General features: G+C 70.0%; 10 protein-coding genes. 2 read left to right on the top strand and 8 right to left on the bottom strand.

The features are described from left to right. The first annotated feature begins 177 nt into the window (after positions 1–177). Positions 178–591 (top strand): hypothetical protein, encoded by a 414-nt coding sequence (locus D7Y04_RS29805; RefSeq protein WP_120579775.1) that lies wholly within the window; start codon positions 178–180, stop codon positions 589–591. 278 nt (positions 592–869) lie between these two features. Further along, positions 870–2,498 carry a tetratricopeptide repeat protein gene (locus D7Y04_RS29810; protein ID WP_121761464.1) on the top strand — a complete coding sequence of 543 codons (1,629 nt, stop codon included), beginning with the start codon at positions 870–872 and terminating at the stop codon, positions 2,496–2,498. A gap of 3 nt (positions 2,499–2,501) precedes the next feature. On the opposite strand, the gene D7Y04_RS29815 is transcribed toward D7Y04_RS29810, so the two are convergent. The 8 genes from D7Y04_RS29815 to D7Y04_RS29850 all read right to left on the bottom strand — a co-directional run bounded on the left by D7Y04_RS29815 (position 2,502) and on the right by D7Y04_RS29850 (position 11,313). Then, positions 2,502–3,080, bottom strand: a complete 579-nt coding sequence (locus D7Y04_RS29815) for a GNAT family N-acetyltransferase (RefSeq protein WP_121761465.1) — start codon at positions 3,078–3,080, stop codon at positions 2,502–2,504. Positions 3,081–3,156: 76 nt separating this feature from the next. After that, positions 3,157–4,812, bottom strand: a complete 1,656-nt coding sequence (locus D7Y04_RS29820) for a HEAT repeat domain-containing protein (protein WP_120598797.1) — start codon at positions 4,810–4,812, stop codon at positions 3,157–3,159. 9 nt (positions 4,813–4,821) lie between these two features. After that, the gene (locus D7Y04_RS29825; protein WP_121761466.1) at positions 4,822–6,051 is read right to left on the bottom strand and encodes an ABC transporter permease; all 1,230 of its coding nucleotides are present in this window, start codon (positions 6,049–6,051) and stop codon (positions 4,822–4,824) included. A 4-nt stretch (positions 6,052–6,055) separates the two neighbouring features. After that, the gene (locus D7Y04_RS29830; RefSeq protein ID WP_233601640.1) at positions 6,056–7,216 is read right to left on the bottom strand and encodes an ABC transporter permease; all 1,161 of its coding nucleotides are present in this window, start codon (positions 7,214–7,216) and stop codon (positions 6,056–6,058) included. Positions 7,217–7,290: 74 nt separating this feature from the next. Then, positions 7,291–8,046: an ABC transporter ATP-binding protein gene (locus D7Y04_RS29835; protein WP_120579769.1), complete on the bottom strand. Its 756-nt coding sequence runs from the start codon at positions 8,044–8,046 to the stop codon at positions 7,291–7,293. Beyond that, on the bottom strand, positions 8,043–9,296 hold the full coding sequence (locus D7Y04_RS29840; RefSeq protein WP_120598156.1) for an efflux RND transporter periplasmic adaptor subunit: 1,254 nt from the start codon (positions 9,294–9,296) through the stop codon (positions 8,043–8,045). The genes D7Y04_RS29835 and D7Y04_RS29840 overlap by 4 nt, the downstream gene beginning before the upstream one ends. Then, the gene (locus D7Y04_RS29845) at positions 9,293–10,618 is read right to left on the bottom strand and encodes a TolC family protein (protein WP_120598155.1); all 1,326 of its coding nucleotides are present in this window, start codon (positions 10,616–10,618) and stop codon (positions 9,293–9,295) included. The genes D7Y04_RS29840 and D7Y04_RS29845 overlap by 4 nt, the downstream gene beginning before the upstream one ends. Continuing rightward, entirely contained in the window at positions 10,615–11,313 is a 699-nt protein-coding gene (locus D7Y04_RS29850) for a YIP1 family protein (protein WP_121761468.1), read from the bottom strand. Before D7Y04_RS29850 ends, D7Y04_RS29845 begins: the two co-directional genes overlap by 4 nt. Positions 11,314–11,453 lie beyond the last annotated feature (140 nt).

An 11,453-nucleotide genomic window follows, 5' to 3' on the forward strand; every position in this document is an offset into this window, starting at 1 on the left:
ACGTTTACCCGGAGACGTCTCCATCTTCACGGGGAGGACGTGGCTCGCGCGCGTACGCAGGCGCGACAGCAGTGGATCCACACGCGTGCCGACTGGGGTAGGCTTATGAGTGCGCTGCCATCCAGCCGGAGTCGCACGGGAATGGCGCGTGCACCACAAAAACAACGTGGGGGTTTCATGGCTGAGAATCTGAGGACGGAGTACGGCTTCCGGCTCAATGCGCCGGGCTACATCACCCCCGCCGAGGCCAAGGTCTGGTTCGAGGACCTTCGCGCCAAGGTGGCGATCAAGCGTGGGCGGCCCTTCGGACTGATGGTGGACATCCGGGGCCAGAAGGCGAACCCGCCGGAGACCCAGGAGATCATCAAGCAGGCGATGGGCTGGCTCCGGCAGAACGGCATGGTGCGCTCGGCGGTGGTGCTCGACAGCACCGTGGCCCGCCTGATGATGGTGCGCATGGCCAAGCAGAGCGGCGTGTACGAGTGGGAGCGCTACATCGACGCGTCGAAGGACTCCGATTGGGAGCACAAGGCGATCGATTGGATCACGAACGCCACGGAGCCCTCGAAGGAAGAGGACGCGGCGGCCTGACGTCGTTCCCCGGGTGACGGCGGTGGAAGCCTCCTTCCGGTAGAGGCCCACCGCCTCCCCCGCCCGTTCGCGGGCACTGTTCCCCCTCTACCTGCCAGGTCGTGTCCGTGATTCCCGGGTCCCCGCGGACGCCAGGCTGGTTCAGGGCGGTCCTGTTCCTCCTCGCCGGATTCCTGGGGCTTCGCTGCGCCGCTCCGTCACAGTCGCGTGACACCGCGCGAGCGAGGACCTCACTGTCAGCGGATTCCTCCCCTGCCCTTACGGCGAAGGTGTTGCGGGTGCGCGTGTACGCGGACATGGACCACCGTGCGCGAGGCCTCCATTGGGAACGGGCCGTCGCCGGATGGCTCCAGCGCGCGAGCGAGTCGGTGCGCGGCCCCCTGGGCATCACGTTCGAGCTGGAGTCCGCGCGTGCGTGGGATCGGCGCGGCTCGGACGGTCCGCTGGAGCCGGTGCTGGACGCGCTGGAGGAAGTGGACGCGGGCGAGGACGTGGACCTCGTCGTGGGCCTGGTGGCGGCGCCCGCGACGTTCAGCGGCGCGCAGCACGAGCTGGGCTTCGCGCGCGTGCTGGGGCGGCACTGTGTGTTGCGAGGACTTGGCGGAGAGCTGCCAGTGGAGGCGCGGCAGCGGCTGGAGGTGGCGGTCCTGCTGCACGAGTGGGCGCATACCCTGGGCGCGCCGCACGTGCGCGACGGACGGGGATGGATGTCGCCGAAGTACGACGCGGGCCAGACAGCCTTCGATGCGCGGACGCTCGCGCTGCTGGGCGCGGGACTCAAGCACCTGCCCGGTGCGCGCGTGGAGCTGGAGGCGCAGAAGGCCTGGGCCCGTGAGCTGCGCGTGGCGGTGGAGGCGATGACGGGCCCGGCGTGGGAAGGGCCGGAGCGGGACTTCCTTCTTGAATGGACGAAGCGCGTGCGCGCCTCCAGCGTCGTGCTGGGGCCGGAGGGCACGCCCCGTTCGTTGACACCGCTGGAGCGGCAGCGGCTGGCGGAGGTCATCGCCCTGGAGAAGGCGGGCCGGCCGGAGGTGGCCGCGGAGGCCTTGGAGCCGCTGGCCGTGCGGCATCCCCAGAACGAGCGCGTGCAGCTGCTGGCGTGCTACCTCGCCGTGCACCTCACGCCGGGGCTGGACGCCACGCGTGAGCGCTGTGAGCGAGCCATCGCGCGGTTTCCCCGCGAACCATCCCTGCGCATGAACGTCGCGCTGCTTCACCTGCACGCGGGCCGCTTCGACGAGGCCCGGGACAGTCTGGTGATTGCGAGGACGAACCTGGAGGCCCGTGCGGACGTGGAGCCCGCGCAGTGGGCGGATCTGGCGGGCCTCTTCCTTCGCGCCCACTGCGTGACGTGGGCGGAGGAGACCGCGGCCCGGGCTCAAGGACTGGCGGCTTCCGCGGCCGTACTGGAACAGGCGGCCCGTCTCCGAAGACAGGTGGCGCTGCCGGCCCGGTCGGATGCGAGCACCGCTGTCGTCGATCCCGCGCGAGAGGGAGCCCTGGTGCGAGCGGTGTCCGACGTGGAGGCGCTGCTGCATGCCGGCTCCTCGAAGTCCGCGCGCGAGCGCATCGCCGCGCTGGCTCGGGCGTATCCGGCGAGCCCTTCCGTCACGCTCCTGCAATGCGAGCTGCACCTGTTCCAGGGGCGCCTGGGCCCTGCGCGCACCGCCTGTGAGCGGGTGCTCGCGTTCCGGGAGGATGCGGTGCAGGCGCACCTGATGCTTGGCGTGCTGGCGACGAACACCCGTGCGCATGCGCGCGCACGCAAGCATCTGGAGCGGGTCATCGACCTGGAGCCTTCACGCACGGAGGCGTGGCACCTGCTCGCGCGCGAATACCGAGGCACCCGCCAGTTGAAGACGCTCCAGGCCCGCTACCGCGAACAGTTCGCGCGCGACCTGCCGTGAGGCCTACGTCGCGACGGACGCGCGCCAGGCGTCCTCGAGCAGCGCGAGCAGGATGATGTCGTTGAACCCGCCCCCGTTCCCATCGACCTGGTAGCCGCGCATCACGCCTTCCTGCTGGAAGCCCACGCGCGTCAGCGCCTTGCTCGACGCGCTGTTGCGAGTGTTCACCATGCCCTCGATGCGGTGCAGGTTCAGCTGCTCGAAGCCGAAGCGGATCAGCGCGGGCAGGATGCTCGACATCACGCCCTGCCCCCACATTGAGCGCCCCACCATGTAGCCCACCTCCGCGCGACGGTCCTTCTGGCTCCAGTTGAAGAGCGTCATGTAGCCCAGGGGAGTCGGGTCTTCTTCCTTCGACAACACCCACCGGATGCCCTTGCCCTGGCGCATCGCCTCCAGGTCGCCGGTCAGCTTCTGGTGCAGCGTCTCGCGCGGCACGGGCACCGTGAAGTTGAGGCTCCGTGCCACCTCCGGATGCGAGTACAGCGCGATGACGCCGTCCATGTCCTCGGGAGTGAAGACGCGAAGCCGGAACGGAGTGGGGACGACGGGCAGCGGCAGCGTGGCGTAGGACATGGACATGCGGTGCAGCCCCCCTCCGGTAGGGACGGGATCACCCTACCGGGTGAGCGCCATCACCGCCATGACACTGGCGTGTTCACTCTTCCATCAGCAGCCGGCGCCGCTCTCGCAGGACGTCGCGAATCGGATCCCACTCCCCCCGCGCCCAGGGCAGCACTTCGTCCACCATCGCCCGGTGGAGGAAGGCCAGCGCCTCGTCGGACGTGCGCTTCCAGGTGAGGGTGGAGTCTCTCCACCCCTCGTCCACGGTCATGCAGGCGCCGCTCCTCAGCGCCCGGTACGCGGCGAAGACGCATGTCGCCAACAGGTGCTCGGGTTCCCTGGGTGTGAGGCCGGTAAAGCCCACGTGCCGCTTTTCGGCGTCCGCCACCATCAGCGTCGCGTAGTGGAGGCACCACGCCGCGTTGAACAACTCCGACGCCAGGAGCTGGCTGGGGACGAACAAGCCGATCTCCATCGCCTGGCGCTGGTGCGCCTCATCCGGCGCGAGGACCCACTCCTCCAGCGCGAGGAGGGCCGACTGGGCGCCGTCGTTCTCCGGCCCATGCCTGTCCCAGACACGCGCCGCGACGCGCGCCACCGCCACGCACAGCCGGACCTCCTCCTCCTGACTCAGCGGCCCCAGCGAATCCACCCAGGCCTGCAGCCGGTCGGAGTCCGGATGCTCCGCGTCCACCGTCAGCGGCCCCGGCCCCGCGAGCGCCAGGGCCAGTCGCGGCGAGCCCGGCCCCGCGGTCCGCGCCTCCACGGGCAACGGGACACTCCGGACGATGGCGTCCGCCACCGACTCGGCGTGCACGCGCATGCGCCAGGTAAAGGGATCTCCATGTCCCCGCTTCACGGCATGCGTCACCACGCGCCGCAGCAGGCCCACCGCCGGCCGGGCCTGCGCCCCCATCCCCGCGAGCAGATGGAGCGCGAAGAGCCCCTGCCGCGCCCCGTCCCGGTCATTCGGAAGAAGGCCCACCAGTCCCCGCGCCGTCTTGTCCAGCAGGGGCAGCGCACGCGAGGGCGACAGCCAGGACAACACCTGGAGGGCGACGACGCGGCTCTCGTCGTCCAGCACCACCTGCTCCTCCAGCGCGTGAAGCACCGCCTCGGAAGGCGGGGTGCACCGGCCCAGCAGGCGCAGCGCGGAGCGGCGGACGTAGGGACTCTCGTCCGACAGCCTCTTCAGGGCTTCGTGCAGCACGTCGTCCGGGACGGGACCGTCCAGCGTCGCGAGCGCGTCCAGCGCCGTCGCTCGCGCCTGCCACTGTGTCTTGTCCTGGCAGGCCTCCAGCAACAGTTTCACCGCGAGCCGGGTGGGCCGGGGACGCAGGTACACCAGGGCCCGCATCGCCTGGCGCTGGACCCGAGCGCTCGGCCGGGACAAGAGCCCCATCACGGCGGGCACCGCGCACCGGGGCGGCGGGCTCGGCGCCATCAACGCCTCGAGCACGTTCAAGCGGATGTTCGCGTCCGCGGACTCCTTCTCCGCCAGTTGGGGATTCGCCAGCACCTCCAGCAGCGCGGGCACCGCCCCCAGGCCGATGGCCCGCAGCGCTTCGTGCGCGTTGTACGTATCTCCCCTGCGCAATCTCCCCTGCGCCACCAGCTCCGCCACCCACTCCCGGGGCGTGCGGTCCGAGTGCCGGAAGCCCGAGCGCACCATCAGCGCGTCCAGCCTGCGCAGCGAAGCGAGGTCGTCTCCGGAGGCCTGCCGCCGCGCCTCCGCCAGTGCGTCACCCATTCCGGCTCCCTACTCCGCGCGCATCGCCTCCACCGGATCCAGCCGCGCCGCGCGCGACGCCGGGTAGATGCCGAAGAGAAGCCCCACACCGCAGCTCATCCCCAGCGACAGCGCCACGGCCCACGCCGGCACGCTCATGGGGAACAGCAGCACCCACTTGCCCAGGAAGACGAATCCGAAGCCCAGCCCCAGCCCCAGCACCCCGCCCACGAACGACAGCATCACCGCCTCCGTGGCGAACTGGCCCAGGATGCGGCGGCGGCGCGCGCCCAGCGCCTTGCGGATGCCAATCTCCCGCGTCCGCTCCGTCACCGACATCAGCATGATGTTCAGGATGCCGATTCCGCCCACCACCAACGACAGCAGGCACACGCCCACGCCCGCGAGCGCGATGACCTGCGACAGCTCGTTGAAGGACGCCGTCATGGACTCGTTGGTGTGCAGCTCGAAGTCGTTCGGCTCCTGCGGCGTGAGGCCCCGGCGGCGGCGCATCAGGTTCACCACTTCGTCCTGCGCCTTCTGGAACGACGCCCCGTCGCGCGCCTGGATGTCGATCTCCACCGAGCGGTTCTTGCCGTAGAACTGCTGGAAGGCGCGCATGGGCAGGATGGCCTGGTTGTCCTGGCTGGCCATCCCCATGACGCTGCCGCGCTTCTGCAGCACGCCAATCACCTGGAACGGCCGGCCCTGCAGCCGCACCTCGGAGCCCACCGGGTTCATGCCCGGGAAGAGCGTGTCCGCCAGGTCCACGCCAATGACCATCACCGGGCGGCCATCCAGCGTCTCCGTCTCGTTGAAGAAGCGGCCGGTCGACACGACGACGCCGCTCGTCTCCAGGTACGTGGGCTCCGTGCCCAGGATGCTCACCGAAGGGGGCGTCTCCCGGAACGCAGTGGTCAGCTTCTTGCCCCACTCCTGGGCCAGGGGCGTGGCCGCGCCCACCGAGGGACACGACTCCACGATGGCGCGCACGTCGTCGCCGAGCAGGTCCTTGCGCTTGGCGTACTTCGCCCAGTTGATGCGGCCGAAGCCGGTGGGCCACTTCGTCACCTCGAAGGTGTGCGCGCCCAGGCTGCCCAGGTTCTTGTTCACCTGTTCGCGCAGGCCCTCGATGAGGGCCATCATCGTGATGACGGTGGCCACGCCGATGACGATGCCCACCAGCGTCAGGAGCGAGCGCAGCGGGTTGCCCAGGAAGGTGCCGAGCGCCAGCCGCAAGTTGTCCAGGAAGGCCCGCATTGCCCTATTCGTAGCGGAGCGCTTCCACCGGGTCCAGCCGGGCCGCACGCGCGGCTGGCCAGATGCCGAACAGCAGGCCCACCAACGCCGCGAACGCCACCCCGCCCACCACCGTGCCAGGGCGCACGTCCGCCGCCAGCGGCGTCACCAGTGACACGATCTTCGCCGTGCCCAACCCGACCGTCGTCCCCAACAGTCCCCCCACCGCGGACACGCTGGAGGCCTCCATCAGGAACTGGAGCACGATGGTGCGCTGGCGCGCGCCCAGCGCCCGGCGGACCCCAATCTCCCGCGTCCGCTCACGCACCGACACCAGCATGATGTTCATGATGCCAATGCCGCCCACCAACAGCGTGATGAGTCCCACGCCCGTGGCCACCGCGTAGAGCGCGCCGGTGAGCTGCTCGTAGGTCGCCGCGAGCGAGTCCGTCCGGTTGACGTTGAAGTCGTCCGGCTGGCCCGGCGGCGTCGCGCGCACGCGCCGCATGATGCCCACCAGCTGGTCCTCCACCTTCGCCATCTGCCCCGCGTCCGCCACGGCGATGGCGATCTGCATGGGCCGCCCCTTGCCGAAGTTGGAGTTGAAGGTCTTGAACGGCATGAACACGGACATGTCCATGTTCTCCGCCACGACCTTCCCCTTGCGCCCCAGCGTGCCCACCACCTGGAAGGGCCGCCCGTCGATGCGAACGGTCTGCCCCAGCGGGCTGATGCTGGGAAAGAGCGAGGCCGCCACGTCCGCGCCCAGCACCGTCACCGCCCGGTTCACCTCTTCGTCCGCGCGGGTGAGGAAGCGTCCGGACACGACCTCGTAGTTGCCAATGGCCAGGTAGTCGCTCCACACGCCGTTGATGCGCACGTTGGAGACCTGGAGGGCGCCGTGCGACACGTCGGAAGTGCGCAGCACCGCCGGGGAGATGGCGGTGATGAAGTCCGCCTGGGCCCGTAGCTGCGCCACCTGCTCCAGCGTGAAGTTCTTCCGGTTGCGGTAGAGCCACCAGTTGCCCTTCACCATCCAGGGGTACTTGGAGATGAAGATCGTGTTCGCGCCCAGCGTGGCCAGCTGCTTGTCGAACGACGCGTTGAGCCCCTGGATGATGCCCACGATGGCCAGGAGCGTCGCCACGCCAATGCCGATGCCCAGCGTCGTGAGCACCGTGCGCATCCGGTTCGCCCGGAGGGAGAACACCGCGATGCGGGCCCCCTCCAGCACGTCCACGCGGAAGCCCTTCGGGAAGCTCACGCGGTGCCCGCCTGGGGTGCCGCGTGCACGCCCAGCGCCACCTCCGGCCCCGGCCCGTCCGCGACGATCTCCCCGTCACTCAACCGGATGGCCCGGGGGCAGCGCGCGGCCAGCTTGGGCTCGTGCGTGACGAGCACCAGCGTGTGCCCCGCGCGGTGCAGCTGCTCGAAGAGCTTGACGATCTCCTCGCCGGTGGCCGAGTCCAGGTTGCCCGTGGGCTCGTCCGCCAGGAGCATGGACGGCTCCGACACCAGCGCCCGCGCGATGGCCACGCGCTGGCGCTGACCGCCCGACAGCTCGTTGGGCCGGTGGTGCATGCGGTGCGTGAGCTGCACCTTGTCCAGCGCCGCCTTCGCCCGCTCGCGCCGCTCCTTCGCGCCCATGCCCCGGTACACCAGCGGCAGCTCCACGTTGGCGAGCGCCGTCTCCCGGGGAAGCAGCTGGAACGTCTGGAAGATGAAGCCGATCTCCACGTTGCGGATGACGGCCAGGTCGTCGTCGTCCATGCTCGACACGTCCTTGCCGTTGAGCATGTAGCGACCGCTCGTGGGCGTATCCAGGCAGCCCAGCACGTTCATGAGCGTGCTCTTGCCAGAGCCGGACTGGCCGATGATGGCCACCCACTCACCCCGCTGGATGCCAAAGGACACGCCGCGCAGCGCGCGCACCTCTTCACCGCCCACGAAGAAGGCCCGCGTGAGCCCCTCCACCTGGATGAGGGGGCCCGCGTCCGGTGCAGGGGCCGACGTCACGACTTGCCCTTCGCCGCGGCCTTCTCCGGCTCGCGCACCGCGTCCCCGTGGGACAGCTCCTTGGACAGCGTGCGGTAGGGGCCCTCCACCACGCGGTCCCCGACCTGCAGGCCCTCCAGCACCTCCAGCTCCGTATCGGAGGCGATGCCGGTGCGCACGCGGCGCACCTGCGCCTTGTTGTCGTTGTCCACCACGAACACGACCTTGGCCAGCGACTCCGTGCGGCGCTTGGCGGTGAGGGACGTGCCCTCCACCGGCGCCTGGTAGTCCGGCAGCGAGCGCTCCGCGCGCACCGTGACGGCCTGGATGGGCACGAGCACCGCGTCGTTGTGCGTCTCCGCGCTGATGCGCGCCTCGGCGCTCATGCCGGGGAGCACACCCGGCGGACGCGCGTCCAGGGCAACGGTGATGGGGAAGCTCGTCACTTCAGCCTCCGTGCCCGGGTTCTTGATGGTGGCCTTCTGGGCGATCTCCACCACGGTGCCGGTGAAGGACTGGCCCTCCAGCGCGTCCAGCGTCACCTCCGCGGGCTGGCCGTACTTCAGGTGGACGACCTCGTGCTCACCCACCTCGAACTTCACCTCCATCTGGTTGAGCGCGGCGATGGTCATCACCACGTCCTCGGAGAAGTCGGAGCCGCGCACGCGCTCGCCCACTTCACGCGTCAGTTCAATCACGTTGCCGTCGATGGGGGACAGGAGCGTGGTGCGCGCCAGGTCCGTGGAGGCCTGCTCCAGCACGGCGCTGCTCTGGGCCACGCGCTGCTTGGCGGCCGCGAGGCGCGCCGCGGCGGTGTCCACCACCGCCTGGGACTGCTCCACCTCCGCGGCGGACGCGAGCCCCTTCTCCGCCAACCCCTGCACGCGAGCCAGCTCCGCGCGCTGGCGCACGGTGTCCACCTCCGACACCTGGACCTCGGAGCGGGCCGCGTCGCGGGACGCGGTGGCCTGCTTCACGGCCGCCTCGTAGTAGCGCTTGTCGATCTGCCCCAGCACCTGCCCCTTGGTGATGGGGTCACCGTCCTTCACCTTGAGGGCGACGAGGTCGCCGGACAGGTTGGAGGAGATCTTCACGGTGGTGGCCGCCTGCACCTTGCCCGCGCCAGTGATGGTGCGGGTGATGGTGCCCTTGCGGGCCTTGGCCATCTGGACTTCCTGCGTCGGGGGCGGCCGGTCCCGCAGGCCGCCCACGGTGATGGCCACCGCTCCAAGCAACAGCGCGCCGGCGATTGCCGCCTTCCACCACGTCATTGTGAGTCTCCCGGGTTCAGCGTGCCCATGGCCCGGAACAGGGCATAGCGGGCGATTTCGACATCGATGCGGCTCTGGAGCAACACCAGCTCCGCCTGGGTCAACTTGAGCTGCGCGTCTCGCACGTCCAGCGTGGAGCCGGCGCCCGCGCGGAAGCGCTCCTCCGCCAGTGCCAGGCCCTGCTGGGCGACCGTCAGGTTGTCCGCCGCGAGCTTCGCGGAGGCAATCTGTCCTTCCAGCACCTGGTGGGAGCGGCGCACCTCCGCCTCCAGCTCCCGCGCCGTCTGCGCGAACGTCAGCTCCGCCTTGCGGATGTTGACCTGGGCGCGCGCGGACTGGGCGTCGGTATTGAAGCCGTTGAACAGGTCCCACGTCAGCGTGACGCCGCCGTTGAAGATGTTGCCGTAGCCGGGCTCGCTGAAGAACGAGCCCGGGGCCTGGCTGTTGTGCGAGTACTGCGCGGACAGGCCCACGCGGGGGATGTAGTCCCCCTGAACGATGGCCCGCTGGAGCTCCGCCACCTGCACGCGCTGCTGGAGCGCCTTGAGCAGGGCGCGGTGCTCGCGGGCCTGCTTGATGGCGTCATCCAGGGGAGGCGCGGGCGCGGGCTCCTGCTGGAACACGCCGGGGTCCACCGCCTGGAGCAGCTCGGTGCCGGGGCGCGCCAGCCACACGGCCAGCTGCACCTGGTCCGCCACCAGTTGGTTCTGGCGCTGCACGATGTTGATGCGGTCGTTGCCCAGGTTGACCTGGGCGGCGATCTCCTCGGACTTGCCCACGCGGCCCGCGGTGAAGAGGGCGCGCGCGCGCTCCAGCTGCACCTCGCTGCGCTGCGCGGTGGCGTTGAGCACGCCCAGCGTGGCCTGCGACAGGAACAGGTTGAAGAAGCGGCGGATGGCCTCCAGCTCGGAGGTATCCGACTCTTCAATGGACTGGTTGCGCGTGGCGTCCACGTTGACGCCCGCCTGCTCCAGCTGCTTCCAGAGGCCCCGGTTGTAGATGACCTGCGACACGCCCAGGGACGCGGAGTAGCTGTCCGCCGTGTTGGAGGTGGCCACCACCTCCCGCGTGACGGTCTCCGTCTCACTGATGGGGACGGTGAAGACCTGCCGTCGCCGGCCCACGTAGTCCAGGCTGGGGCCCAGTCTGAGCTGCACCTGCGGCAGGAGGCCGGAGCGCGCCACGCGCTGGTCCTCCTGGGCCACGGCGACATCCAACGCGGCCTGGAGCGCCTGGGTGTTCTTCCGGCCCAGCTGGCGCGTCTCCTCCAGCGTGATGGGCGTAGCGGTGAGCAGCGTCGCGACAACGAGGAAGGCGCTCACTGCGCACCTCCCGCCGGCAGGCCGATGAAGAAGACACCCACGTACATGAGGTACATCACCCCGATGAGCACCAGCGCGCGCCCCAGGCGCATGCCGGTGGCGGTGGAGAAGCCCACTCCCAGCAGGCCCACGCTCCACAGGTTGAAGAAGTCCACGCCCTTGAGCACGCGCTGCATCTTCGGCGTCAGGCCGTCCAACAGGGCCAGGCTGGAGGGCACGAGCCGCTCCGCGCGCAGGTCGGTGAGCGAGTGCTGGTAGCCCGCGCACAGCGCGTAGATGAGGTGGTACAGCGCGATGGGCAGCAGCGCCACCGCGGCGGCCGTCATCAGCTGCCCGAAGGCCGCGGGCTTGTTGAAGAGCCAGGCCGCGACCCAGAGGATGCACGCGAGCGCCAGCACCATCAGGGGCATCACGATGAGCCCCTTGGCGATGCCGCCCACCAGCGCCTTGCGCGACGCGGTTTGAATCTGCTCGGCGATGTCGGACTCGGACACGCTGGACGCGGTCGAGTCCGTGGGCAGGGCGCCCACGATGGAGGTGGTGGCGTCCCAGCGCAGCGCGTAGACGGTGCCGGAGATGGCGACGCAGAAGGCGAGGATGAGGAGGGGCCACAGCCAACGCCGGGCCTCGACGGCGGCGCGCATCCCCCCAAGAGGGTCCACGAAGACGCGCGCCGGTTGAGCAAGGGAGGTCATAGGGATGGGGTCTCTGGGCGGATTACGCAGCCCTCCCGGAGTGATTGCCCGGTCCCTTGAATTGAGTCGGGAAACGGGCGGGCAGCCAACCGAAATCCGGCCGCGGCCCAAGGTTTACCCTGCCTTGCATCCATCCTGTA

It is taken from the genome of Corallococcus sp. AB038B, from assembly GCF_003668955.1.
Classification (GTDB): domain Bacteria; phylum Myxococcota; class Myxococcia; order Myxococcales; family Myxococcaceae; genus Corallococcus; species Corallococcus exiguus.

Bases quoted from the DNA above. Each gene is read 5' to 3' on its own strand.
- D7Y04_RS29840 (WP_120598156.1), bottom strand. From the start codon at position 9,296: ATGACGTGGTGGAAGGCGGCAATCGCCGGCGCGCTGTTGCTTGGAGCG.
- D7Y04_RS29830 (WP_233601640.1), bottom strand. From the start codon at position 7,216: ATGCGCACGGTGCTCACGACGCTGGGCATCGGCATTGGCGTGGCGACG.
- D7Y04_RS29850 (WP_121761468.1), bottom strand. From the start codon at position 11,313: ATGACCTCCCTTGCTCAACCGGCGCGCGTCTTCGTGGACCCTCTTGGG.
- D7Y04_RS29805 (WP_120579775.1), top strand. From the start codon at position 178: ATGGCTGAGAATCTGAGGACGGAGTACGGCTTCCGGCTCAATGCGCCG.
- D7Y04_RS29820 (WP_120598797.1), bottom strand. From the start codon at position 4,812: ATGGGTGACGCACTGGCGGAGGCGCGGCGGCAGGCCTCCGGAGACGAC.
- D7Y04_RS29815 (WP_121761465.1), bottom strand. From the start codon at position 3,080: ATGTCCATGTCCTACGCCACGCTGCCGCTGCCCGTCGTCCCCACTCCG.
- D7Y04_RS29825 (WP_121761466.1), bottom strand. From the start codon at position 6,051: ATGCGGGCCTTCCTGGACAACTTGCGGCTGGCGCTCGGCACCTTCCTG.